Source organism: Streptomyces tendae, from assembly GCF_014650435.1.
GTDB classification, from domain to species: Bacteria; Actinomycetota; Actinomycetes; order Streptomycetales; family Streptomycetaceae; genus Streptomyces; species Streptomyces tendae.
Genome location: NZ_BMUY01000001.1, coordinates 573484 through 596942, shown reverse-complemented (window position 1 = coordinate 596942; position 23459 = coordinate 573484). Strand labels below are relative to the sequence as shown.

The window sequence follows — 23459 nt, the reverse complement described above, 5'->3', positions numbered from 1 at the left end:
GCCCGCCTACGCGCGGGCGGGGGCCTGTCGCTGCGCGTCAGCCGTCTCCCGGCATCGCGCGCAGCATCGGGCTCAGACCATGAGAAGTTGATCCCTGAGGGTGAAATGCGGGAACACCTGGATCTCCATCTTCCCGGCACATTCGCCCACGTGGAATTCAAGCGACAGATAGGTGACACCTTTCCCGTTGTGCACCGACATGCGTGTCGCGCCTTCGCGGAAGATGTCGAGCGTCTCCTTCCCTTCCCTGTTCCTCCACCTCACTCGCACCGACCTGCCGAGCGCATCGTAGGAGAGCAGAATGCACTCCTGCTCCTCGCCCTGAAGCGTGAGACAGCGGGCTTCACCGTCCTCCTCCGCCTCCGGCCACTCGCCGATCGCTTCCAGGATCTCCTGGTCGTCAGGGACGATGAATTCTCGATACATATGTTCTCCGGCCTCACGCGGCTAGTGGTTGTAGGGCGGCCATTTGTCGGACGTCTTGACGATACTCACGCCCGGCCCGCTCCCGCGGAAGATGACGGTGGACAGCCTACGTGTGCCATCGGGCAGCACCTGCCAGGTGCTCTCGACACCCAGTGCACCGTGAGGTCCGTGGAGGACGGAGTTTGTCACGCCGAATTCACCGCTCCCCCCGTCCCACTCCTTCCTGAACGTACGCTCGAACGACTGCTTGGTTGCGCCGGCCAGATGCTCGGTCACGTACCGTCGCATTTCCGCGCTGTCGTTGATACCGATCCGCCGCAACTGCAATTCGTTCTGCAGCGCCCTCGGCGAATTGTGCGAGTCCGGCTTGATGTTCTTGTTGAAAAGATAGTCGAGTTTCCGGGGATCGACCTCGACACCCCCTTCGCCCGGCTGGCATCCAGCGAGCCCGAGAGGGTCGGCCCAGGTGTGCGGGTTATGCACGTAGGCCATCGGGTTGGGTGCTGGGGACAGGCCGAGGGGGTCCGGTGTGAGATACCGGGCGGTTTCGGGATCGTAGTGACGGAAGTAGTTGTAATGGAGCCCCGTTTCCGGGTCGTGGTACTGGCCGGGGAACCGGAGCGGGGTGTGAGCGCCGGCAGTGGTGTTCCATGCGGTCGTGCCCCAGATCGTGGAACGGGCTCGCCAGGCGATGTCTCCCTGTTCGTCGACGAGTTCGGTGGGCGTGCCGACGAGGTCGGTCACGATGACGTAGAAGCGCTGGTCGATCTCCGCCTGGTCGAGGTGCTTGCGTTCGGCCTGGGTGACGGGACGCAGGCCGTCGTGGGTCCAGGTGAGAGTGACGGTCTCGAGGCCACCGGAGACTTGGCTGGACTGCTCGGCGAGTGTGGTTCCGTCCCAGGTGAAGTCCGTTTGGTCGATCACCGTGTGGCCGTCGGGCGCGAGGCGCTGCTTGGCGGTACGTCGACCGAGCGGATCATAGAGGTAGCGCCATGCCGTGCCGTCCGGAGTCACGACCTGGGTGAGACGGTCTTCGGCGTCCCAGGTGTAGCGCCAGGTGTCCGGTTTTCGGGACAGGCGGTGCTTCTGGCGCAGACTGATGCGTCCGGCCTGGTCGTGTTCGTAGCGGACCTGACCGGCTCTGGTGATGCGGGTTCCGCTGTAGGAGCGGGTGCCGGTGGCCTCCTGGCCGGGGTGAGCGGTGGGCCAGACGGCCTTGCTCTGGTTGCCGACCTTGTCATAGGCATAGGTCTCGGACCACTGCTCTGCTCGAACCGCGGTGATTCTCCCGGCCGAGTCGAGGTCGAAGCTGCGTGGGCCGTCGAGGTGATCGTTGACGGCGATGAGGCTGCTGTCGTCCCGGTAGGTGTAGTCCCGCTGCTGGATCAGGCCGTGTGGAACTGGTCCTGTCACCGTCTGGCTCGTGGGGCGGCCGAGAGGGTCGAAGACGCTGGCGATGGTGACGGTCTCGCCGAGGTGGCGGGCCAGCTCACGGCCTGCCCGATCGTGGTCGAAGGTCAGAGTGCGGCCGACCGTGGTCAGCCGGGTCCTGTTTCCGGCAGCGTTGAAGGTGTAGGTGGTCGTTGCGCCGGTGGGTGTGGTGCGGCCTGTGCGGCGACCCAGCGGATCGTAGGAATGGGTCGTGGTGCGGTCGTTGACCTTCTCAGAGAGCAGGCGTCCGGCTGCGTCGTAGCGCATGCTCAGGACGGCGTCGTCGTTCACGGCGCGGATCAGACGGCTCGCTTCGTCGTACGCGTACGAGCTGATGCGGCCTGCGACGTCCTTGGCCACGGTGCGGCCGAGGACATCGCGCTCGAAGCGGATCTGCTCGCCGGCGGGTGTGGTGCGGGCGGTGAGCTGGCCTGCCGCGTCATAGGTGTAGGTGAGAGTGCGGCCGTCGAAGTCCGACTCGGAGATCAGGTGGCCTGCCGGGTCGAAGACGTAGGTCCACGTGGAACCCTGTGGGTTGGTGACACCGGTGAGGCGCAACTGCGCATCGTGTGTGAATTCGTAACGGGCACCGTCGGGTCCGGTACGCGCGGCGAGCTGGTCGAAGTGCGTGTACTCGAAGCGGGTGACCGCACCCATCGGGTCGGTGTGACTGGTGCAGTTGCCCTCACTGTCATACGCCCAGGATTCGCCCGACCCGTCCGGGTTCGTGCGGCGGGCGAGCTTGCCCTCCACTGTCCACTCCAGGCCGGTTGCGTGTCCCAGCGGATCGGTGACGGTGACAGGGTTGCCAAATGCGTCGCGTTCGTACGTGGTGACTGCGCCGTGCGGGTCAGTGATCTCGACAGGCAGACCCGTCGCATCACAGCCGACGCGGATGGTGTGGCCCAGCGCGTCGGTGACCGAGACGAGGTGACCGGCCTTGTTGTAGCCGTACCGCGTTGTGGCTCCGGCTGGATCGGTGGCCGCGATCCGGTTGCCCCGCTCGTCGAACTCCTGCCGCCACACGCTGCCATCCGGCTCGGTGACCGCGGTGGGCAGGCCGAGTTCGTTGTAATCCGCCTTGGCCGCGCGACCATCCGGTCGTACGCCAAGCACTACCCGGCCGTGTTCGTCGTGCACACGGCGCGTCGTACGACCGAGTGGATCGGTGACCGCGATGAGCTGGTGGTCCGCGTCCCATTCCTGAAGCGTCACATGTCCGAGCGGATCGGTCTGCCGGATGAGGCGGTACGCCTCGTTGTGCTCGTAGGAGGTCGTGTGTCCGAGCCCGTTGGTGACGCGTGTGGTGCGCGTGACATCGTCGTAGGCCAGAGTTCCGGACAGGTATCCGTCGCTGCCCTCGGTACGAACGACACGGCCCGATTCGTCATAGGTGTACTGGTAGGCAGTGCCATTGCGGTCGGTCCACGAGGTGATGCGTCCTGCATCGTCGTAAGTGAACCGCAGCGGCACTCCTGAGGAATTGGTGACGTCGGTGAGATGCCCGTCTTCGTCGTAGCCGTAGGAGACGAGGAGTGTCCCGTTCGCTGCCTGATGCTCGTGGCCGAGGAGCCTGAGAGCCGAGATGCGGGGCATGCGGGGGTGGCGGTCGATGCCGATGCGGTAGCCACCGGAATGGCTCACCTCGGCGGGCGTGCCGTCGTCGCCGTAATGCACGGTGATCCGCTGGCCGTTACGGTCCACGATCGCCTGCAGGGGCAGGTCGACGGCCTCACCATCGTCCGTGGGGCAGGGGCTGTGGAAGATGTACGCGTAGCCGCTGTCCGGGTCGGTGATGCGAAGGGCTCCGTCAAGCTCGGCGTCCCAGGTCAGGGGCAGACGCTGGCCTGCCTCGGGGAGAACCGGGTCTTCGGCGTCCGGAGCTGGGAGCGGGTAGAGCAGACGGGCACCGTCGGGCGCGGCATAGATGATGCCCTCGTCATCGGCCTGAAGACGCTGGGCCAGCGTGGAAACCCAGGACGGCCCGAACCAGCCGCCCCACCGGTATGAGGACAGATGGGTGCGCTGCAGGACCAGTGCGAGGGTACCCGGCAGCTGGACATCGGTCTGTGGCAGCAGCATGTCGCCGGTTGCCACGTCGATCGGATCGAGATCGCACTTCTTGACCATGGCCCGGATGGAGGCGGGCAGCTTCTCCCACTCACCGGGGCGCAGCTTCAGCCTGGACAAGCCCGAACCGTCGAGCTTCAACGCCTTGCTCAGCTTCGCCAGCTCGCTGGGCTTGAGGGCTTTGAGGCCCTTGCCCAGGGCCTTGCCCAGGGCGCCGAAGCCGACGCCCAGCAGGGCGCCCTCCGTGAGGATGCCGGCGAGTTTCTCGGGGTCCTTGAAGGCTTCCGGGTCGCGCAGGAGCGTGTCGAAGGCGGAGAACTTCATGCCCTCCTTCGCCATCTTCCCGGCCGCCGCGACCCCGCGGATCTCCTTCAGTGTCTTCAGCGCCCGCTCGACCGCCCGGATGACCTCCATCACCCCGCGGATCGCGGACGCCAGGACGGTGCCCTCCTGCTCGATCCGGGCGACCAGCGCGACCACCTTCGCCGCCCGTGAGCCGGCCAGCAGCGTCGAGACGACCGCAGACGTGCCGCCGGTCAGCACGGAGAGGGCGAGTCCCGCCAGTTCCAGTTCGGCGATCTCCGCCAGGATGACGCCGATCTCCGAGAGCAGTTCGTGCGCCTTGTCCGCGAAGTCGTCCAGCGCCTTCGCGCCCTCGCGGAGGGAGTCGGCCATCTCCGTGGCCTGCTTGCGAGCCGACTTGGCCCGCTTGTGGAGGGCCTTGGCCGCCTTGCCCTCCCACTCCACGTCCGCCAGCGACTTCCGCGCCGCCTCGGCCGCGTCGTCCAGACCCTTGGCCAGCGCGCGCCACTTCTTGGCGAGTTCCCGGATGCCGTCCGGGTCCACTGCCGGGTCGGTGATGCCCAGGAACTCCAGGCCTTCGGCGACCGTGTCGCCGAACATGTGGTTGAACTTGTTGATGTAGTGCAGCGGGTTGAGGTCGACCACGCCCCGCTCAGCCCTTCTTCGCCTGAGCCGCGGCGGTCAGCAGCACCTCGAGCAGGTCGAAGGCGTCGCAGACGTCGCCCAGGAACTTCGCCTCGGTCTCCCACTCCTCGTCCAGCTGCTTCGTCAGTTTCGCGAGGGTGGTCATGCCCTCCTCGATGTCACCCTTCGCACCGAGGAGCGAACCCAGGGCGCCGAGGGCCGACAGGTCGTGTGATGCGGACTCGAACTCCTGCAACGGCTTCGCGGTGTGGTGTCCCACCGCCCGCAGCCCCGACGCCGCCTTGTGCAGCGACGCTGCCTCTTTAGCCAGGTCCGCCATGCCGACCCTCCCCCGTGGTTCACCCTGTGCACCTGCCAACGCGACGACGGTAGTGAAGACGGTTCTACGGGAGGTATGGGCGGGCCCAAGGGACGGCAAAGTCCGACTGTGACCTACGTCTTCAAGGCGCCCCGTACGCCGCCGCGCTCGCCCTCGGCAGGGTCGCCCACATGCGTGTGCCGCCACCCGGTTCCCTCGCCTCGCCGAAGCCCCACGTGCCGTCGCAGGCGCGGCAGACGCAGGCCAGGACGCGGAGGGCCGCGCGGCGTCGGGTGTCGCAGGCGGTGGCCAGATGGGGGCTGGTGTGGCGGGGATGGCTGTCGTAGGCGATCAGGCGGAGGGTGGAGAAGCGGTAGCGGAGGGTCAGGTAGTAGTTCGAGGACTCCGTGAATTGGCTTGCGACGGCCGCCAGTCCGCCCACCGCCTGCAGCGCCGGGTCCCAGCATGTCCGCCAGGCCGTGCGCCCGCAGGACCTCCCTGGTCGTCGCCCGTGCGAGCGCTGCGCTGGCCAGTGCGGCGGGGAGCGTGAGGCTGTAGGCCAGGGTTTCGGGGATGGGGGGTGTCGGGTCCGCCGGGTAGGTGGGAGCGGCGGGGCAGCGGGTTGTGGGCATGGCGACTCCTTCGTCGGGCCGGTGGGCGGTCGGTGGCTCCGTCGCGCGGGCAGGCTTGCGCGATGCACTGCCGAACGCCCTGTGTAGCGTTTGCATCACCGAACGTATCGTCATCGGTGCCTAATTTGGCACCAGACAGTAAAAAATGCGCTCGATCGTGGGGCCTTGCTTGTGCTGACGGCAGACTTGCCCACGACGAGGTGGAGGGACTGGCAAATGGGAGCGAGGACATCAGCCACAGCACGCCAGAAGCGGCTGGGGATCGAGGTTCGTCGCATGCGCACATCGGCGGGTATGTCCGCCGAGTCTGCCGCGGCGCTGCTCGGGGTTGACCGGGGCACGATCTCGCACATCGAGTCGGGGGTACGGGCCGTCAGTCCGGAGCGGGTCCGCACCCTGGCCTGCAACTGCGACTGTGCAGACGCGGAGTACGTTGAGGCCCTGGTGAGCATGGCAGCAGCCGGTCGGCGGGGCTGGTGGGAGAAGTATCGGGGGTCGCTGCCCCAGGGAATGCTGGACATCGCGGAATTGGAGGCGCACTCCGCCCGCATGCGGGCCGCCTACTCGATGCACATGCCTGGGCTGCTTCAGACGTCCGACCACGCGATGGCTGTCTTCCGGGTCGTCGTCCCGCAGTTGCCCGAGCACGAGGTCGCTCTGCGCATGGCGCATCGGGTCGAGCGGCAGAGCGTGCTGGACGGGGCGGATGCAACTCCGTTCGTGGCCATCGTGCACGAGGCCGCGCTCCGCATGCAGTTCGGTGGGCGGGAGGTGGCCAAGGCACAGCTGCGCTACGTCCTGGAGAGGTCGGAGCAGGACAACGTGACCGTCCTGGTGATTCCCTTCGCCGCCGGAGCCTTCCCCGGCGCCGGGCAGACCGTGCTGTACGCGGAGGGGCCCGTGGCCCAGCTCGACACCGTGCAGGTCGACAGCTCGCACGGGCCTGATTTCCTGCACGCCGAGACTCAGTTGGCGAAGTACCGTGCCCATCTGGACTGGATGGAGCGCATCGCCCTCTCGTCAGAGGCATCACGCGGCTTCATTCACGCGATCGCCAACGACCTCTGAGGAGACACCCGATGAGCGACATCACCTGGGAAGCACCCTTCTGCGGCGAGGGAAACTCCTGCTTCCGCCTCGGCACCGACGCCACCGGCAACGCCTACGTCGCCATAGCCGGTGCGGAGGACGCCGCCCTCACCGACAGCCGGGAGGCGCTGCGGCGGATGATCCTCGACATCAAGGCGGGGAAGGCCGACCACCTGCTGTGAACCCTGCTGTGAAGTCCGTATGAAACATTTCCCGGGGCCCACCGCATCAATGAGGTGAGGGCGGTACACCACGGCGGGGACTTCGGGGGGAGCGGACGGATGAGGCAGGGGCGGGCGGACGAGTACGCCGAGTTCGCGGTGGCGCGGGCCGGGCACCTGTACCGGTCCGCGTGTCTGCTCACCGCCGGGGACACGCATCTGGCCGAGGATCTCGTGCAGGAGACCTTCGGTCGGCTCTACGTGCGGTGGGGGCGGGTGTCGCGGGCGGAGAACCCGGCCGCCTACGCGCAGACCGTGCTCACCCGCGCCTTCCTGGCCCATCAGCGGCGGCGCAGCAGCGGGGAGCGGGCGACCGACGTGTTCCCCGATCTGCCCGGCGCCGGTGACGGGGACGCGTCCCTGCGGCTGACGCTGCTGGACGCGCTCGCGCGGCTGCCCGCCAAGGACCGGGCCGTCGTCGTCCTGCGGTACTGGGACGACCGCTCCGTCGAGCAGACCGCCGACGTACTCGGCGTCAGTTCGGCGGCGGTGCGGACCCGGTGCTCGCGGGCGCTCGGCCGGCTGCGGGACCTGCTGGGCGAGGACCTCTCGGAGTACGCCAGACCCTAGGCCGCCCCGGCCCGGACCGTTTCTTGTTCGCCGTTCTCCGCGGCTCATGTCGACTCACGTGTGGAAAGGGTGGTTCACCATGCTCGAAAACGATCGTCGGGACCCCTTCGAGGACCGGCTGGGCGCCGCCCTGCGCGACGCCGGTGACGGCTTCGAGGCCGACCGGGCGGCCCTCGTCACCGCCGGGCGGGTCCGAGGGCGGCGGGCCCTGCTGCGGCGCAGGACTGCCGTGGTGGGCGGGGTGGCCGGGGTCGCCCTGGCCGGGGTGGGCGGGGCGCTGGTCCTCCCGGCGGACGACCAGGCCGCCCCCGCCCGGTCCACCGCCGCCTCCGCCGGCACCCCGAACGGCGAGGCGACCGCCGCCGCGGCCGTCTTCACCGGCGACGACCTGCTGCGCGAGCTCAAGGGACTGCTCCCCCGGGGGACGTACGGCGAGGAGTCGGGCCGGGGCTCGGACCACCAGCTGGGTCCGGCCGCGCACCTCGTCTACGACGACGGGGCCGGGGCCGCCGCCATCGGCATGGGCTTCGCGCGGGTGGAGCCGGGGAGCGCCCAGGCACGACAGCTGGCGGCATGTCCCGACCACAACGGCACGCCGTACGCCGACTGCACCTCCGACCGGCTCCCCGACGGCTCGACGCTCAGGTTGTACCAGGGCTACGAGTACCCGGACCTGCGCGTGGACACCAAGCTCTGGACCGCCGACCTGGTCACCGCCGAGGGACAGCACGTCAGCGTCTCCGAGTGGAACTCCCCCGCCGAGAAGGGCGCACCGGTCAGTCGTGACGAGCCGCCGCTGTCCACGGAGCGGCTGCGGACGCTCGTCACCGCCGGGGTGTGGCGCGAGGTGGTCGACGCCATTCCCAAGAAACCAAAGCCGTCGCGGTCGACCGCGCCCCGCCCCGAACTGCCCGAGGTTTCCGGGGAGTCGGTCGGCGACACACTCGCCGCGCTGCTCCCCGGGAAGCTGGACGTCGTCGCGCGCGGCGGGCAGGAGTTCGAGTACGCCTACGTCATCGTGGACGACGGGAAGGGCCGCAGCCTCGTCCAGGTCAACGTGCAGTACGGCATGGCCGATGGCGCCGGGCAGGTGTACGCCGGCGGGGAGATCCTGCCCGACGGCACCCGCCTCGTCACCCGGCAGGAGCCCGGCGAGAAGGCCGGTTCCGGCGTGGTGATGTGGACCGTGGACACGCTGCGCCCCGGGCCGGAGGGCTTCCGCGTGGTGATCAGCGCCTTCAACACCGGCGACCAGAACAAGGACGCCACCCGCGACGCGCCCGTGCTTAGCATGGAGCAGCTGCGTGGGATCGCGCTCAGCGAGCAGTGGGACGCGCTGCGGTAGGACGCCTCCCCCGCCGGGGACGGGTAGCTCTGCGCCGATGCCTCCCCGGCTTCCCGAGCCAGGCCGGAAGTCGCTCAGGGGGTGAAGTCGTCGATCTTCTTGTCCACAGCACTGATCAGCTCGTCAAGCCCGCTGCCGGTACCGCCTGTGTGGATGTCCAGGAAGAACATCACGCCCTCCTGGGGATCATTGGAGATCATTCCCTGGGGATCCGAGATGCCCGCCTCCCTGGCTGCCACGAGCTGGTTCCTGATCCGCCGCATACGGGTTACGTCAGACATGCCCTGGATGGCGTTGATGAAGGTCTTCGCACCACCGCCCTTACTGAGCTGGAAGAACGTGCCGTCGACCTTCTTGGAGCGGATGACGGTCACCTGCTTGGGCCGGGTTCCGTCCTGGGGGTCGTAATTGGCTTTGTAGGACGTCCACGGGGGCACGGGAACGCCCAGCCCAGACGCCTTCTCCATCTCCGAGAGAACCGAATTCGCAGTGGCTTCCTTGGTGTACATCTTGTACACATACGATCCGCTGATGTACAGGATCGCTTCCCGGGAGTTCTTCCTGTCCCCGTCGTCCAGGTGTACCACCGGTCCGTCGCCCGTGGGCGCGACGGTGGCCCGTTGAATGACGTCACGGGGTCGCCCGACCACCTGGGACACGGCTGCGTTGCCGACACTTCGCTGGAGCGCACGCACCGCGCCGAAGCCCATGCCGCCAGGCCCTGGGGGACGGACCCCCGGGGAGGGCTCGCTCCGGTCCGACGGTGGTCGAAGGCGAACCACGTCGGCCTTCCGCTCCTCGTTCTTTGCGCGCATACGTCCGGCATACCTGAAGCGAGTTGCAGCTGCCACGTATTCCAGGGCAGAAGCCCTGCCCCTCGGGGCACCTGTCCAGGCATGCGGCAGCTCCGGTACCTCTACCCGAAGAACTCCGACCACGGCTGGTCCCAGATCTGCTTGACGCACAACACCAGGAACAGCAGTCCGGCGACGGTGAGCATGCCGTTGCTGAGGCTGCCGTTGCGCCACTCGCGAGGGGTGCGGGAGGAGTTGAGGAGCCACATCAGGGTGAGGGCGAGGAAGGGCATGAAGGCGGCGCCCAGGACGCCGTAGATGATGATCAGGCGGAAGGGCTCGTCCTGGAAGAGCAGGATGATGGGCGGGAAGGTGAGCCACAGCAGGTAGGCGCGGAAGGCCCAGGAGCGTTCGCGGCGACCCGAGGCCAACTCGTCACCGCGCGCCTCCCGTTCACCGCGCCTGCGGGCCAGGAAGTCGGCGAACATCAGGCTCACGCCGTGCCAGACGCCGATCAGCGAGGTGAAGCTGGTGGCGAAGAAGCCGATCAGGAAGAGCTTGCCGGTCGCCGTGCCGTACTCCTGCTCCAGGATGTCGCCGAGCTGGATCAGGCCCTTGTCGCCGCTCGCGATCGCGACGTTGGCCGAGTGCAGCAGCTCGGCGCCGACGAGGAGCATCGCGACGACGAAGATGCCCGTCGTGGCGTAGGCGACCCGGTTGTCCAGCCGCATGACCTTCATCCAGCCGGTGTTGGTCCAGCCCTTGGCGTTGACCCAGTAGCCGTAGGCGGCCAGCGTGATGGTGCCGCCCACGCCGCCGATCAGGCCCAGGGTGTTGAGGACGGAGTCCTTCTCGTCCGGGAGGACCGGGAGGAGGCCGGCGAAGGCGTCGCCCAGGTTGGGCGTGACGCGGATCGCCAGGTACACCGTCACCACGAACATGACGCCCACCAGGACCGTCATGACCTTCTCGAAGACGTTGTACTTGTTGAACCAGACGAAGACCAGGCCCACCAGGCCGCAGGCGATGCCCCACCATTCGAGGTCCATCACGTCCGGGAAGAGGGCCTGGAGGGGGAGCGCGCTGGACGACATCGCCGCGGCACCGTAGACGAAGCCCCAGATCACCGCGTAGATCGCGAAGAACCACGTGGTCCAGGGGCCGATGCTGGCCCAGCCGTCGAAGAGGGTGCGGCCGGTGGCCAGGTGCCAACGGCCGCACGCCTCGGCGAGGGAGATCTTCACGAGGCAGCCGATGACCGCCGCCCACAGCAGGGTGTAGCCGAAGTTGCTGCCCGCGATGAGGGTGGCCACGAGGTCGCCGGCGCCCACACCGGTCGCGGCGACGACGATCCCCGGGCCGATGTAGCGCCAACTGGACTTACGGGGGGCCTGATCGGCCCCGACCGATACGCCTGCGTCTGAGGTGTTGCCCGTGGTGTCCGCCATGGGGGTCAAGAAAGCCCATGGCCGCCGGTGCGACAAGAGGGCGTGCACGGATCTTCACCCGAAACGCTTACTCCGCGCGGGCCTTGGTCCCCTCGGCGGCCTGAGTGTCCTCGGCGTCCTTCTCTGCCCCGTCCGCCGTGTCCGCCGCTTCTTCGGCCTCCGACTCGGACTCCGCCTCGGTTTCGGACTCCGCCTCGCCGTCCTCGAAGTACGCGTCCAGGACCTCGTCCAGGGCCGATTCCCACTCGGCGAAACGGCTTCGGGAGGCGGCCTCGATCTCGATCGGGTACCAGCGGCGGTCCGGCGTGTGCACCGTGACCGTGAACCGCTTGCCGAAGCGGCCGGTCTCCGTCTCGACCGCCCCGACCTCGTCCCAGCGGAACTCACAGCCCTGGTCGTCGAGGGAGAGGCGTACGCCCTTGTGGTCGGCGACGATCTTGGCGCGGCGGTCGGATGCCTCGAAGACGGGGCCGTCCACGGGCGCCTCGTCCTCCGGTTCCGAGGCGTCCGCAGCGTCCTCGACGCCCTCGGCGGACGGGTCGCCGGCGGCCGAGGGCTCCGCGGTCTCCGCGTCGGCGTCCTTCTCCGCCTCGTCGCCTCTCACATCCTCGGGCTCACCGGACACGGGTGCGGTGAGCCCGGGGATGAATGCCGGGTCGAATCCGGCGCCTTCCAGGGGCTGGCTCGTCGATCCTCTGCGCTGCTCCACGCGGGCAGTATGGTCGACAATCCTGTGTCGGACACAGCCAGCCCCAACTTCGTTATCAGACGCCTACACGAGCCGCCCGTACGAGCCGTACGAGTACCCGCCTACACGAACAGGCTCACCACCGCCGCCACCACGAACCCGGCGACCGACAGCACGCTCTCCAGCACGGTCCACGTCTTGAGCGTGTCCCGCTCGCTGATGCCGAAGTACTTGGCGACCATCCAGAACCCGCCGTCGTTGACGTGCGAGGCGAAGATGGAACCGGCCGAGATGGCCATGATGACCAGGGCGACGAACGCCTGGGAGTGGTCGCCCTCGGCGAGCAGCGGCGCCACGATGCCCGCCGTCGTCACGATGGCCACCGTCGCCGAGCCCTGCGCGACCCGCAGCACCACGGAGATCAGGTAGGCGAGGACGATCACCGGCAGGCCGACGTCGTTGAAGGTGTCGGAGAGGGCCTGGGCGACGCCGCTGGCCTTGAGGACGGCGCCGAAGACCCCGCCCGCGCCGACCACCAGCAGGATGTTGCCGACGGGCTTCAGCGAGGCCGTCGAGACGGTCTCCAGGGACTTGCGGGACCAGCCGCGCCGGATGCCGAGCAGGTAGTAGGCGAGGAGCAGGGCGATGGTCAGGGCGACGAACGGGTTGCCGAAGAACTCGATCACCGAGCGGAGGGTGGACGGGTCCAGGGCGATGGAGGAGAAGGTCGCGGCGAGGATCAGGACCAGCGGGGTGCCGATGATGCCGAGGACCGTGCCGAGCGCGACCGGGGTCTCGGTGGGCGCGACGCCCGCCTTGCGCTGCTCCTCGACGACGGCCTGCTTGGCCTCCTCGGACGCCTCGACCATGTCCTGCGGCACGGGCACGAAGATGCGGCGGCCGATCCAGGCGGAGAAGACCCAGGCGGCGAGGACGGCGGGGATGCCGCAGACGATGCCCATGAGGATGATCCAGCCGAGCTTGACGTTCAGCAGTCCGGCGGCGGCCACCGGGCCGGGGTGCGGCGGCAGGAAGGCGTGGGTCATCGACAGGCCGGCCAGCAGCGGCAGGCAGTAGAGCAGGATCGACTTGCCGGAGCGCTTGGCGGCGGCGTAGACGATGGGCGCGAGGACGAAGATGCCCACGTCGAAGAAGACCGGGATGCCGAAGATCAGGCCGGTGAGGCCCATGGCGAGCGGGGCGCGCTTCTCCCCGAAGAGGCCGAGCAGCCGTGAGGCCAGCACCTGTGCGCCGCCGCTGACTTCGAGGATCGCGCCGAGCATGGTGCCCAGGCCGATGATGATGGCGACGTGGCCGAGGATGCCGCCCATGCCGGACTCGATGGTCGAGACGGCGTCCGACTTCTGGACGGTGCCGAAGAGTTCGGTGACCGACAGGCCGGCGAGCAGGCCGACGGCTATGGAGACGGCGAGCAGCGCGACGAAGGGCTGCAGTCGCACCTTGATGATGAGGAAGAGCAGCAGCGCGATGCCGATGGCGGCGACGGTCAGCAGACCGGCGGTGCCGTCGATCAGGGTGAGCAGACCGCCGGTGTGGGGTGGGGTCTCGGAGGCGGCGGCAAGGGGGAGGGACGCGTAGGACATACGGGGGGTCCTCTGGATAAGTACATGGAGCTTTCGGGCAGGGTGGAGCGCGGCACGGCGCCCCCGGGGGTGGGGGACGCCGTGCCGTTCACAGACAGACGGTCAGACAGGCGGGGTGGCGCGACGGTCAGCCGAGGACGGCGAGCGCGTCGATCTCGATGAGGAGGCCGGCGGGCAGCCCGACGTACACGGTCGTGCGCGCGGCGGGCGGCTGGGTGAGGCCCTGCTCCTCGAAGTAGGCGTTGTAGATCTCGTTCATCTCGGCGAAGTGGTCCACGTCGGTGAGGTAGACGCGGAGCATCATCACGTCGTCCCAGGACGCGTCGCCCTCCTCCAGGATCGCCTTGACGTTGGCGAGGGTCTGGAGGGTCTGCTCACGCAGGGTGGGGCCGGCCGGGGTGGGGGCCTTGCCCTCCTCGTGGGGCAGGAAGCCGACCTGGCCGGCGACCTGGAGGATGTTGCCCTTCTTCACGCCGTGGCTGAACTTCGCCGGGGGGACGGTGTGGGTCGCGGGGACGAGAGCGATCTTGTCGGTCATGCGGTGACTTCCTTGACTGGGGTCCTGCCGGAGTACTCGCCGCTGATGGCGTCCGCCGTACGGCGCACCAGCGGGAGCAGGGTGAGGAGTTCCTCGGCGGTGACGACCACGTTCGGCGCGGAGACCGACATGGCGGCGACCACCCGGCCGTCGGCGCCCCGGATGGGCGCGGCGACGCAGTTGATGGACTCCTCGTGGCCACCGAGGTCGGTGGCCCAGCCCTGTTCGCGCACCTTGGCGAGTTCCTTGAGGAACCCGTCGGCGTTCGGTGTCGAACGGGCCGTGTACATGGGGTAGTCGAGCTGCTCGGCCACGGCACGGCGCTCGTTCTCGGGAAGGTCGGCGAGCAGCAGCTTGGCGACGGCCGCGACGGTGATGGCGACGGGCTTGCCGATCCGGGAGTACATGCGGACCGGGTAGCGGCTCTCGACCTTGTCGATGTAGAGGACCTCGTCCTCCTCGTGGACGGCGAGGTGGACGGTGTGTCCGACCTGTTCGTTGAGGCGTACGAGGTGGGGGTGGGCGATCTCGCGGACGTCCAGGTTCTCCATCGCCTCCTGGGCGAGGGAGATCAGCCGGGCGCCGAGGCGGTAGCGCTGGTCGGCCTGCCGGTAGACGAAGCCGTGTTCGTGGAGGGTGCGCAGCAGGCGCAGGGCCGTGGACTTGTGCACGCCCAGGCGGTCGGCGACCCGGCCCAGGTCGGCGGGGCCCTCGGCGAGCAGCGGCAGGATGCTCAGCGCGCGGTCGACGGTCTGGCTCATGGTGTGCGTACCTCCTCGTCGGCCCCTCGGACGTCCTGTGTCCAGCCGGGGCCGAGTCGCAGTCTCCCCCACGCGGTGTCGTCGAGGGCGGCCAGGCGGTCGGCGTGGTCGCGGGCTGGGGGTGTGGCGAGGTCGCCGGGGACGGTGAGGGCGGCGGCGGCCATGAGGTGGCCGTGGCGCAGGCGCTCGCGTACGGGCTTGCCGCGCAGGGTGGCGGAGAGGAACCCGGCGGCGAAGGCGTCGCCCGCGCCGACGGCGGCGACGACGTCGACGTGCAGGGCGGGCACGTAGGTGGCGTCGGTGCCGTGGAAGGCGGTGGCGCCGCTCGCGCCCTGTTTGACGACGAGCAGCTCCGGCTCGGGCAGCGCGGCGCGGACGGCCTCGGGTCCGCCGAGACCCCAGGCGTCCCGTGCCTCGTCGTCGCCGACGAAGACGAGGTCGGCGCCGCGGGCCAGGTCGAGGAGCACCTCGGGGCCGTGGCCGTGACCGGCGTCCCGCCACAGGCCGGGGCGGTGGTTGACGTCGAAGGAGACCAGGGGGCGGCCGGGGCGGCGGGTGGTCAGCTCGCGCGTCAGGTCCAGGCAGTCGGCGGAGAGCGCGGGGGTGATGCCGGACAGGTGCAGGACGCGGCCGGAGCGGATCGCGTCGAGGTCCATGGTGTCGACGGACATCGCGGAGGCCGCCGAGCCCGCCCGGTAGTACGCCACCTCGTGGGCGTCGGTGGCACGGTCGCCGGCGGTTCGGAAGTAGATGCCGGTGGGGCGGGCGGGGTCGCGGCGCACGGCACCGACGTCGACGCCGTAGGCGCCGATGGCCTCGACGAGGTGGTCGCCGAAGCCGTCGGCGCCGACCCGGCCGACCCAGCGCGTGGAGTGTCCGGCGGCGGCGAGCACGCAGGTCACGTTGGATTCGGCGCCGCCGATGGCCCTCTCGAAGGCGGGGACGTCGGCGAGGCGCCCGGGGCGGGAGGGCAGGAAGGTGACCATGGACTCGCCGAGCGCGACGACGTCCACGACGTCGGGGGCGGTGCTGGTTCGTCCGATGGCGGTCACGATGGTGGGGGCTCCTCGTCTGCGGCGTCTGCGCTGTCTGCGGCTCGTTCTGCGCGTCTCGTTACGCGTCTCGCGGGCGGCTGCTCCGTTGACCCCGCGTTCGCCGAGATGTTAGACAGCAGTAAGCGATATACGCAACGATCGTTGCAGAGTTTGCAACGGATCAGATCAGGGAGGCTCCATGGCCCTCGACTCCGGCCCCGGCACCGGCCGCGACGCTCTCGCCAGGCTGGCCGAGGAGCACGTCGACCACCGCTTCAAGGGCCTCCCGCCGGACGCGTACGGCCTGACCGTCGCCGAGCTGGCCGGACAGCGCCGCAACCTCTTCACCGGCGGTTTCACCACCCCCGTCCTCGCGCTGTCCGCCGAGCGCCTGGAGCACAACCTGAAGCTCATGGAGACGTACTCCGCCCGGCACGGCCTCGCCTTCGCGCCGCACGGCAAGACCTCCATGGCCCCGCAGCTCTTCCACCGCCAGATCGAGCACGGCGCCTGGGGCATCACCCTCGCCGTTCCGCACCAGGTGCGGGTGGCGCGGGCCTTCGGCATCCAGCGGGCCTTCCTGGCCAACGAGCTGGTCGACGCCGCCGCCCTGCGCTGGATCTCCTCGGAGCTGGACGCCGACCCGGACTTCCGTTTCGTCTGCTACGTCGACTCCGTGCGCGGCGTGGAGCTGATGGACGCGGCCCTGACGGACGCGGGGGCCGCCCGCCCGCTGGACGTCGTGGTCGAGCTGGCCGCCGGTGCGGGTGCCCGGACCGGCGTGCGTACCGAGGCCGAGTGCGCCGCGGTCGCCGACGCGGTGGCCGGGGCGCGGACGCTGCGGCTGGCCGGGGTCGCCGGGTACGAGGGCGAGGTGCCGGACGCCGACCCGGAGCGCGTGCACGCGTGGCTGCGGCGGCTGGTCGCGCTCGCCGTCGACTTCGACAAGGCCGGGCGGTTCGACGGCCTGGAGGAGATCGTGCTGAGCGCGGGCGGCAGCGCCTGGTTCGACGCGGTGGCCGACGTGTTCGCCGAGGTCCCCGACCTGTCCCGGCCGGTGCTGAAGCTGCTGCGCTCGGGCGCGTACGTCTCCCACGACGACGGCCACTACCGCGAGCTGACCCCCTTCAACCGGGTCCCCGAGGAGGGCGCCCTGGAGCCCGCGTTCCGGCTGTGGAGCCAGGTCGTTTCCCGCCCCTCCCCCGAGCAGGCGTTCACCAACGCGGGCAAGCGGGACGCGGCGTACGACCTGCATCTGCCCTTCGCGCAGGTGGTGCGCCCCGCGGACGGTGGTCCGGAGCGCCCGGCGACCGGAATCACGGTGACCGGCCTGTCCGACCAGCACGCCTGGCTGCGCACCACCGCCGAGGCGGACCTGGAGGTCGGCGACTGGCTCGGGACGGGCCTGTCCCACCCGTGCACCTCCTTCGACAAGTGGCAGCTCATCCCGGTCGCCGAGGCGGACGGGACGGTCGTCGACTACATCCGCACGTTCTTCTAGCGGATCCGGCAGCGGATCCAGGAGGAGTCAGGCATGGAAGAGCTGGTCATCAGGGACGCCGACGTCGTGGACGGCTCGGGGGCGGACGCGTACCGCGCGGACGTGGTGGTCGACGGCGGCCGGATCGTCTCGATCGTCAAGGAGGCGGCGGCCGCCGGCTGCCAGCGCCCCAAGGCACGCCGCGAGCTGGACGCCGAGGGCCTGGTCCTGGCCCCCGGCTTCATCGACATGCACGCCCACAGCGACCTGGCGCTGCTGCGGGACCCGGACCACAGCGCCAAGGCCGCGCAGGGCGTCACCCTGGAGGTCATCGGTCAGGACGGGCTGTCGTACGCGCCGGTCGACGACCGCACCCTCGGCGAGGTGCGCCGCGCCATCGCCGGGTGGAACGGCCCCGGCGACGACGTCGACTTCGACTGGCGGTCGGTCGGCGAGTACCTGGACCGGCTCGACCGCGGCATCGCGGTCAACGCCGCCTACCTGATCCCGCAGGGCACGGTGCGCGCCCTCGCGGTCGGCTGGGACGACCGGGAGGCGACCGAGGCGGAGCTGGAGCACATGCGGCGGCTGGTCGCCGAGGGCATGGAGCAGGGCGCGGTCGGCATGTCGTCCGGGCTGACCTACACGCCCGGCATGTACGCCAAGGACGCCGAGCTGACCGAGCTGTGCCGGGTGGTGGCGTCGTACGGCGGCTACTACTGCCCGCACCACCGCTCGTACGGCGCCGGGGCGCTCCAGGCGTACGAGGAGATGGTGGAGCTGACGCGGGAGGCGGACTGCCCGCTGCACCTCGCCCACGCCACCATGAACTTCGGCGTCAACAAGGGCAAGGCGCCCGAGCTGCTGACGCTGCTGGACGGCGCGCTCGCCGCCGGTGCCGACATCACGCTCGACACGTACCCCTACACCCCCGGCTGCACCACCCTCGTGGCGCTGCTGCCGAGCTGGGCCAGCGAGGGCGGCCCGGACCAGATCATGAAGCGGCTGGCGGACGACGACACCGCCGAGCGCATCCGCCACCACATGGAGGAGATCGGCTCCGACGGCTCCCACGGCGTGCCCATGGAGTGGGAGACGATCGAGATCTCCGGCACCGGCGACCCGGCGCTGGCGGAGTACGTCGGCCGTACGGTCCTGGAGTCGGCGCGGCTGCGCGGCGAGACCCCGTGGCAGGTCGCCCGGCACCTGCTGCTGGCGGACCGGCTGGCGCCGACCATCCTCCAGCACGTCGGCCACGAGGAGAACGTCCGCGCGATCATGCGGCACCGGGTGCACACCGGCGGCTCGGACGGCATTCTCCAGGGCGCCAAGCCGCACCCGCGCGCCTACGGCACCTTCCCGCACTACCTGGGCCACTACGTGCGCGAGCTGGGCGTGCTCCCGCTGGAGGAGTGCGTCGCCCACCTGACCTCTCGCCCGGCGGCCCGGCTGCGGCTGCCCGACCGCGGTCTGGTCCGCGAGGGCTACCGGGCCGACCTGGTGCTCTTCGACCCGGCGACGGTCGCGGCGGGCAGCACCTACGAGAACCCGCGCGTCCTGCCCACGGGCATCCCGCACGTGCTGGTCGACGGGCGGTTCGTGATGGAGGACGGGCGGCGCACCGACGTGCTGGCCGGGCGGTCGGTGCGCCGGGTTCCGCGCTGAGCCGGGGCCGGTCCGCCGGGACCGGCGCGGGCAGGCCCTACGGCTTGGGCAGGACGCAGCCGCTGCGCGAGAGGTCCAGCTTGTTGTCGAGGCCGAAGCAGGCGGGGATCTGGTAGGTCTGCTGGCCGTAGTTGATGCCCTCGCGGACCGTCACGGTGCCGTCCTCGGCGACCTCGCAGGGGTTGTTGTCGGTGCAGCGCCCGCCGTCCTCGTTGCCGGTGTTGTTGACGGCGACGACCTCGCCGGTGGCGTTGTCGACGACGGGCGATCCGGAGGTGCCGCCGATGGTCTGGCAGGCGGAGGTGTAGCGGACCGAGTCCTTCCAGGTCCACTCCCCCTCCTTCAGGCGGTACGCGAACCCGTCGACATCGCAGGCGTAGGTGCGCTTCCAGTAGCCGGAGACGACGGTGATCGCGGTGCCGGCCGTGGGACGGGTGTCGTCGAGGGTGAGCGGGCTGATCCCGTAGGAGCCGCGGATCTGGGCGTACGTGCTGGTGAGCTGGTAGAGCGAGACGTCCGTGTCGGTCATCGTCGCGTAGGCGATCTTGCCGGCCCGCAGGGTGCCGACGCGGGTGCCGGAGGCGTTGAGCAGCCCGAAGCTGCGGCTGGAGGGCTGGTCCACGACGACCTCGCCGGCCGCCGGGAAGCCGGTCTCCAGACAGTGGCCGTTGGACATGACCAGCGCCGGGTCGTCGTCCTCGGAGGCGGGCAGGCGCACGAGGGAGCCGGAGCAGTTGCTGAGCGCGACGGTGCCGGCGAAGGACACGGCACGGGCGGCGGGAGCCGCGGGTGACGCGGGAGCCGCGGATGAGGCGGGAGCCGCGGGTGACGCGGCCGCCGGTGCCACGCCTATCCCGGTGACGGCGAGGGTGGCGAGCGCGGCAAGGAGAGGCTTGTTCATGTGGGGGTCCCCTCTATGGAGGGCACCGGCCGGAGGTCGTCCGGGCGGCGCCTTATTGTCATGAGCATTCTCATGACGGAGAGGGGTGCGGACAAGGGCCGGTAACCGGCCGCCAGTTGGCGCGAACCGGCCCACCGGCCACCGCCGCCGGCGGCCACGACCACCCGGACGGGCGCATCTCACGTGGTGGAAAACACGGCCCATGGGTCGTAACCGGGTCGTAAGCTCGCGGACATGCAGGTGATCCAGTCGACCAAGCTCGCCAACGTCTGTTACGAGATCCGGGGCCCGGTGCTCGAGGAGGCGATGCGGCTGGAGGCGGCCGGACACCGCATCCTGAAGCTGAACACCGGCAACCCGGCCGCCTTCGGCTTCGAGTGCCCGCCGGAGATCCTGGAGGACATCCTCCGCAACGTCTCCACGGCGCACGGCTACGGCGACGCGAAGGGCCTGCTGGCGGCGCGCCGGGCGGTCGTCATGCACAACCAGACCCTCGGCATCGAGACGGACGTCGAGCACGTCTTCATCGGCAACGGCGTCTCCGAGTTGATCGTGATGGCGATGCAGGGCCTGCTGGACGACGGCGACGAGGTCCTCGTCCCGGCCCCGGACTACCCCCTGTGGACGGCCGCCGTGTCACTGTCCGGCGGCACGGCGGTGCACTACCGCTGCGACGAGCAGTCCGACTGGATGCCCGACCTCGCGGACGTGGAGCGGAAGATCACCGACCGCACCAAGGCACTGGTGATCATCAACCCGAACAACCCGACGGGCGCGGTCTACGACGACGCGATGCTGCGCGGACTGACGGACATCGCCCGCCGGCACAACCTGCTGGTCTGCTCCGACGAGATCTACGACAAGATCCTCTACGACGACGCCACCCACACCCCGACCGCCGCGATCGCCCCCGACCTGCTCACCCTCACCTTCAACGGCATGTCCAAGGCGTACCGGGTGGCCGGCTACCGGGTCGGCTGGATGTCGATCTCCGGGCCGCGCGCGCACGCCGAGTCCTACATCGAGGGCCTGACGATCCTGGCGAACATGCGCCTGTGCGCCAACATGCCGGGCCAGCACGGCGTGGTCGCGGCGCTCAGCGGGCGGCAGACCATCAACGAGCTGGTGCTGCCCGGCGGGCGGCTTCGCGAGCAGCGGGACGCCGCCCACGAGGCGCTGACCAGCATTCCCGGCGTGACCTGCGTGAAGCCGAAGGGTGCGCTGTACCTCTTCCCGCGGCTCGACCCCAAGGTCTTCAAGATCAAGGACGACCGGCGGATGGTCCTGGACCTGCTGCGCCAGGAGAAGATCATGGTCGTGCAGGGCACCGGCTTCAACTGGCCCGAGCCCGATCACTTCCGGGTGGTGACCCTGCCGACGGCCGCGGACCTGCGCGAGGCGGTGGGCCGGATCGGGAACTTCCTGGACGGGTACGGCCAGCACTGAGTGCGCCGAGTCCCTGCCGAGTCCCGAACACCGTCAACTTTAGATTGAATCCAATGTAGGATGGTTTCCTGGAACACTCAGGAGGCCATCCCATGTACGAGCCGATCCGCAGCAAGTCGGTCCACAGCACGATGGCCGGCAGCACCACGGACTTCCCCCACCGGTCCCGGGACGAGGAGCTGGACATCCAGCTCGCGGGCCATCTCGCGGCACTGCTCGCCGTCACCGACGAGCTGCGCGCGCTGGCGCCCGACACCGGTCTGGAGACCGCGGCCGACCGGCTCGCCGAGCAGGTGACCCGGCTGCGGGGAGGTCAGGCGCCGGTCCGCCTGCAAGTGGCCGCCACCCGCGCGGAGCCGCGTCCGGCGGCCCTGCACCGGCGGGCGCACACCCTGGCGGCCCGGGCCCTGGTGGTCGCGGCCTCCCGCGCCGACACGGCGGTCGCGATCCTGACCGCCGAGCGCATGGACGCGCACTCCGCGGCCCTGGAGCCGCGCGAGCTCGCGGCCGGCTGAGCCCTCCCGGGCCCCCCGTACGGCCCCGGTCCGCGCGCACCCGCAGCGACGCGCGGACCGGGCGCCACACACCCCGCCGTCCGGCGGGTCAGCCGAAGATCACCGTCAGGACGACGAAGACCAGGATGACCGCGAGGACGATCGCCCACACGGGCCAGTTGCCCCGGCGGTGCGGATCCTCCGGGCCACCACCGCGCGGGCGGTCCTCCGCCAGTTGCGGGTCGGGCTCCCGCGGCCGGTCGCGCGAGTAGAAGTCACCACCGTCTGCCATGGCGGGTCCCTCCTTCCTCTTCCTGTTCTCCGCGGTTCCGGTCCCCCGGGTACCCGCGGGGGGCGGCACATGCCCCGCCGCCGCCACGGCGCCCCGGAGTGGCCGGTTCCCGTTGCATACCGGTATCGGGCGGTCACCTCCCGTTCACCGGGACCCGCCAGGAACGTCTGATTCCGGGAGCACGCTCACCGCGTGAGACGAATCGCTGGAATCGTCCTCGCGGTCCTGCTGATCGGTGGCGTGGTGGCCGCCGTCGTCGCGGGCCGGGACAACGAGGAGACGGGCGCGGCAACGAAGACCGTGCGCATGGTCATCGGGTCGGAGAAGGCGCAGTTCTTCGCCGATCCCGAAGTGGTGAAGGCCCTCGCCGCCAAGGGCTACACCGTGCGGGCCGAGACCTCCGGGTCCTGGGCCATGGAGGAGCTGGACCTCAAGGGCTACGACCTCGCCTTCCCGTCCAGTCAGGCACCGGCCGACGAACTCGCCGACAAGTACGGCGTACGCAAGCCGCTGCCCCGGCCCTTCTACTCGCCGCTCGTCGTGGTGGCCCACCGCTCCACCGCGGCGGTCCTCGCGGCGAACGGGCTCGTCACCCTCGACCGCAGCCGGGGCGGCACCCTCAGGATGGACGCCTACCTCGACGCGGCCCGCGCGGACCGCACCTGGCAGCAGCTCAAGGGCGCCGAGAAGCACACCGAGCTGACCGGGACCCTGTACGTCGCGACCACCGACCCGGAGACCTCCAACTCCGGCGCGCTCTACCTGGCCGCCGCCTCCTACGTCGCCAACGGCGACCGGGTGGTGTCGAGCGACGCCGACCTGGACCGCACGGCGCCCCTGCTGCGCAAGCTGGTCCAGGTCCAGGGCGCCCAGAAGTCCAGCTCGGACGCCGCCTTCCGGGACTTCACCAGCGGCGTCGGCGAACCGCTGGTGCTGGCGTACGAGTCACAGGTCGCCGCACTGCTGGCGGAGGGCGGGGACGCCGTCTCGGACCTGGTCGTCCTGTACCCGGACACCACCGCCACCAGCGACCACACGGTCGTACCGCTCACCGACACGGGACGGGAACTCGGCGAACTGCTCTCCGCCGACCCGAGGCTGCGGCAGCTGGCCGTCCGGCACGGGTTCCGGCCGCAGGGCGCGTCCGCCGAGTTCACCCGGGCCACCGAGGCCCACACCGCGTATCTCAACCAGCGGCTGACCGGCGTCCGGCAGGCGCCGGTGCCCACATCCGAGGTACTGCGCCAGATGGCCGTCAGGGCGCGCGGATGACGGCGGACGGCC

At 70.1% G+C, this 23459-nt stretch carries 21 protein-coding genes and 1 pseudogene; 9 read left to right on the top strand and 13 right to left on the bottom strand.

Translation table 11 applies throughout. The features are described from left to right. Window positions 1-72 precede the first annotated feature (72 nt). The 4 genes and pseudogenes from IE258_RS02785 to IE258_RS02770 form a co-directional block, all read right to left on the bottom strand. On the bottom strand, window positions 73-426 hold the full coding sequence (locus IE258_RS02785) for a hypothetical protein (RefSeq protein WP_189738454.1): 354 nt from the start codon (window positions 424-426) through the stop codon (window positions 73-75). 21 nt (window positions 427-447) lie between these two features. Continuing rightward, entirely contained in the window at window positions 448-4875 is a 4428-nt protein-coding gene (locus IE258_RS02780) for an RHS repeat-associated core domain-containing protein (protein ID WP_189738451.1), read from the bottom strand. A 7-nt stretch (window positions 4876-4882) separates the two neighbouring features. Continuing rightward, window positions 4883-5194 (bottom strand): hypothetical protein, encoded by a 312-nt coding sequence (locus tag IE258_RS02775; RefSeq protein ID WP_189738448.1) that lies wholly within the window; start codon window positions 5192-5194, stop codon window positions 4883-4885. Between the two features lie 121 nt (window positions 5195-5315). Further along, a pseudogene (locus IE258_RS02770) lies at window positions 5316-5805 on the bottom strand (ATP-binding protein). Between the two features lie 216 nt (window positions 5806-6021). Here IE258_RS02770 and IE258_RS02765 point away from each other — a divergent pair. The 4 genes from IE258_RS02765 (at window position 6022) to IE258_RS02750 (ending at window position 9030) form a co-directional block, all read left to right on the top strand. Continuing rightward, a complete protein-coding gene (locus tag IE258_RS02765; protein ID WP_189738445.1) occupies window positions 6022-6873 on the top strand; it encodes a helix-turn-helix domain-containing protein in 852 nt (283 codons plus the stop codon). An 11-nt stretch (window positions 6874-6884) separates the two neighbouring features. Next, window positions 6885-7076 carry a hypothetical protein gene (locus IE258_RS02760; RefSeq protein ID WP_189738442.1) on the top strand — a complete coding sequence of 64 codons (192 nt, stop codon included), beginning with the start codon at window positions 6885-6887 and terminating at the stop codon, window positions 7074-7076. A 99-nt stretch (window positions 7077-7175) separates the two neighbouring features. Beyond that, complete coding sequence (locus tag IE258_RS02755; protein ID WP_189738439.1) at window positions 7176-7685, top strand: SigE family RNA polymerase sigma factor; 510 nt, start codon at window positions 7176-7178, stop codon at window positions 7683-7685. 79 nt (window positions 7686-7764) lie between these two features. Then, window positions 7765-9030: a hypothetical protein gene (locus tag IE258_RS02750; RefSeq protein ID WP_189738436.1), complete on the top strand. Its 1266-nt coding sequence runs from the start codon at window positions 7765-7767 to the stop codon at window positions 9028-9030. A 74-nt stretch (window positions 9031-9104) separates the two neighbouring features. Here the strand turns inward: IE258_RS02750 and IE258_RS02745 are convergent, their stop codons facing one another. From IE258_RS02745 to IE258_RS02715, 7 genes are all read right to left on the bottom strand, one after another. Then, window positions 9105-9740, bottom strand: a complete 636-nt coding sequence (locus IE258_RS02745) for a hypothetical protein (RefSeq protein WP_189738433.1) — start codon at window positions 9738-9740, stop codon at window positions 9105-9107. A 206-nt stretch (window positions 9741-9946) separates the two neighbouring features. Continuing rightward, window positions 9947-11272: an Nramp family divalent metal transporter gene (locus IE258_RS02740; RefSeq protein WP_189738430.1), complete on the bottom strand. Its 1326-nt coding sequence runs from the start codon at window positions 11270-11272 to the stop codon at window positions 9947-9949. A gap of 67 nt (window positions 11273-11339) precedes the next feature. After that, entirely contained in the window at window positions 11340-11981 is a 642-nt protein-coding gene (locus IE258_RS02735; RefSeq protein WP_189738427.1) for a hypothetical protein, read from the bottom strand. Window positions 11982-12082: 101 nt separating this feature from the next. Beyond that, window positions 12083-13564 (bottom strand): GntP family permease, encoded by a 1482-nt coding sequence (locus IE258_RS02730; RefSeq protein ID WP_189738424.1) that lies wholly within the window; start codon window positions 13562-13564, stop codon window positions 12083-12085. Window positions 13565-13691: 127 nt separating this feature from the next. Beyond that, window positions 13692-14102: a RidA family protein gene (locus IE258_RS02725; protein WP_127894746.1), complete on the bottom strand. Its 411-nt coding sequence runs from the start codon at window positions 14100-14102 to the stop codon at window positions 13692-13694. After that, window positions 14099-14863: an IclR family transcriptional regulator gene (locus tag IE258_RS02720; protein ID WP_159324097.1), complete on the bottom strand. Its 765-nt coding sequence runs from the start codon at window positions 14861-14863 to the stop codon at window positions 14099-14101. The genes IE258_RS02725 and IE258_RS02720 overlap by 4 nt, the downstream gene beginning before the upstream one ends. Beyond that, entirely contained in the window at window positions 14860-15915 is a 1056-nt protein-coding gene (locus IE258_RS02715) for a sugar kinase (RefSeq protein WP_189738421.1), read from the bottom strand. Before IE258_RS02715 ends, IE258_RS02720 begins: the two co-directional genes overlap by 4 nt. Window positions 15916-16096: 181 nt before the next feature. Between IE258_RS02715 and IE258_RS02710 the strand changes: the two genes are divergently transcribed. Then, window positions 16097-17398, top strand: coding sequence for an amino acid deaminase (locus IE258_RS02710; RefSeq protein ID WP_189738418.1), 1302 nt, complete (start codon window positions 16097-16099; stop codon window positions 17396-17398). A 33-nt stretch (window positions 17399-17431) separates the two neighbouring features. Next, the gene (locus tag IE258_RS02705; protein ID WP_189738415.1) at window positions 17432-19042 is read left to right on the top strand and encodes an N-acyl-D-amino-acid deacylase family protein; all 1611 of its coding nucleotides are present in this window, start codon (window positions 17432-17434) and stop codon (window positions 19040-19042) included. A gap of 37 nt (window positions 19043-19079) precedes the next feature. Here the strand turns inward: IE258_RS02705 and IE258_RS02700 are convergent, their stop codons facing one another. Further along, the gene (locus IE258_RS02700) at window positions 19080-19943 is read right to left on the bottom strand and encodes a S1 family peptidase (RefSeq protein WP_189738413.1); all 864 of its coding nucleotides are present in this window, start codon (window positions 19941-19943) and stop codon (window positions 19080-19082) included. 234 nt (window positions 19944-20177) lie between these two features. On the opposite strand from IE258_RS02700, the gene IE258_RS02695 reads away from it, so the two are divergent. Then, on the top strand, window positions 20178-21389 hold the full coding sequence (locus IE258_RS02695) for a pyridoxal phosphate-dependent aminotransferase (RefSeq protein WP_102931996.1): 1212 nt from the start codon (window positions 20178-20180) through the stop codon (window positions 21387-21389). Window positions 21390-21481: 92 nt separating this feature from the next. Continuing rightward, complete coding sequence (locus IE258_RS02690; protein WP_189738410.1) at window positions 21482-21904, top strand: SCO4983 family protein; 423 nt, start codon at window positions 21482-21484, stop codon at window positions 21902-21904. A gap of 88 nt (window positions 21905-21992) precedes the next feature. Here IE258_RS02690 and IE258_RS02685 read toward each other — a convergent pair whose 3' ends face one another. Beyond that, the gene (locus IE258_RS02685) at window positions 21993-22175 is read right to left on the bottom strand and encodes a hypothetical protein (RefSeq protein WP_189738407.1); all 183 of its coding nucleotides are present in this window, start codon (window positions 22173-22175) and stop codon (window positions 21993-21995) included. Window positions 22176-22367: 192 nt separating this feature from the next. On the opposite strand from IE258_RS02685, the gene IE258_RS02680 reads away from it, so the two are divergent. After that, entirely contained in the window at window positions 22368-23447 is a 1080-nt protein-coding gene (locus IE258_RS02680) for a substrate-binding domain-containing protein (RefSeq protein ID WP_189738404.1), read from the top strand. The last annotated feature ends 12 nt before the right edge of the window (window positions 23448-23459 follow it).

What these genes read in the sequence shown, in the direction of transcription:
- IE258_RS02710 (WP_189738418.1), top strand. Translation starts at nt 16,097, where the DNA reads ATGGCCCTCGACTCCGGCCCCGGCACCGGCCGCGACGCTCTCGCCAGG.
- IE258_RS02720 (WP_159324097.1), bottom strand. Translation starts at nt 14,863, where the DNA reads ATGAGCCAGACCGTCGACCGCGCGCTGAGCATCCTGCCGCTGCTCGCC.
- IE258_RS02760 (WP_189738442.1), top strand. Translation starts at nt 6,885, where the DNA reads ATGAGCGACATCACCTGGGAAGCACCCTTCTGCGGCGAGGGAAACTCC.
- IE258_RS02785 (WP_189738454.1), bottom strand. Translation starts at nt 426, where the DNA reads ATGTATCGAGAATTCATCGTCCCTGACGACCAGGAGATCCTGGAAGCG.
- IE258_RS02755 (WP_189738439.1), top strand. Translation starts at nt 7,176, where the DNA reads ATGAGGCAGGGGCGGGCGGACGAGTACGCCGAGTTCGCGGTGGCGCGG.
- IE258_RS02730 (WP_189738424.1), bottom strand. Translation starts at nt 13,564, where the DNA reads ATGTCCTACGCGTCCCTCCCCCTTGCCGCCGCCTCCGAGACCCCACCC.
- IE258_RS02725 (WP_127894746.1), bottom strand. Translation starts at nt 14,102, where the DNA reads ATGACCGACAAGATCGCTCTCGTCCCCGCGACCCACACCGTCCCCCCG.
- IE258_RS02695 (WP_102931996.1), top strand. Translation starts at nt 20,178, where the DNA reads ATGCAGGTGATCCAGTCGACCAAGCTCGCCAACGTCTGTTACGAGATC.
- IE258_RS02705 (WP_189738415.1), top strand. Translation starts at nt 17,432, where the DNA reads ATGGAAGAGCTGGTCATCAGGGACGCCGACGTCGTGGACGGCTCGGGG.
- IE258_RS02750 (WP_189738436.1), top strand. Translation starts at nt 7,765, where the DNA reads ATGCTCGAAAACGATCGTCGGGACCCCTTCGAGGACCGGCTGGGCGCC.
- IE258_RS02700 (WP_189738413.1), bottom strand. Translation starts at nt 19,943, where the DNA reads ATGAACAAGCCTCTCCTTGCCGCGCTCGCCACCCTCGCCGTCACCGGG.
- IE258_RS02745 (WP_189738433.1), bottom strand. Translation starts at nt 9,740, where the DNA reads ATGGGCTTCGGCGCGGTGCGTGCGCTCCAGCGAAGTGTCGGCAACGCA.
- IE258_RS02685 (WP_189738407.1), bottom strand. Translation starts at nt 22,175, where the DNA reads ATGGCAGACGGTGGTGACTTCTACTCGCGCGACCGGCCGCGGGAGCCC.
- IE258_RS02765 (WP_189738445.1), top strand. Translation starts at nt 6,022, where the DNA reads ATGGGAGCGAGGACATCAGCCACAGCACGCCAGAAGCGGCTGGGGATC.
- IE258_RS02690 (WP_189738410.1), top strand. Translation starts at nt 21,482, where the DNA reads ATGTACGAGCCGATCCGCAGCAAGTCGGTCCACAGCACGATGGCCGGC.
- IE258_RS02775 (WP_189738448.1), bottom strand. Translation starts at nt 5,194, where the DNA reads ATGGCGGACCTGGCTAAAGAGGCAGCGTCGCTGCACAAGGCGGCGTCG.
- IE258_RS02740 (WP_189738430.1), bottom strand. Translation starts at nt 11,272, where the DNA reads ATGGCGGACACCACGGGCAACACCTCAGACGCAGGCGTATCGGTCGGG.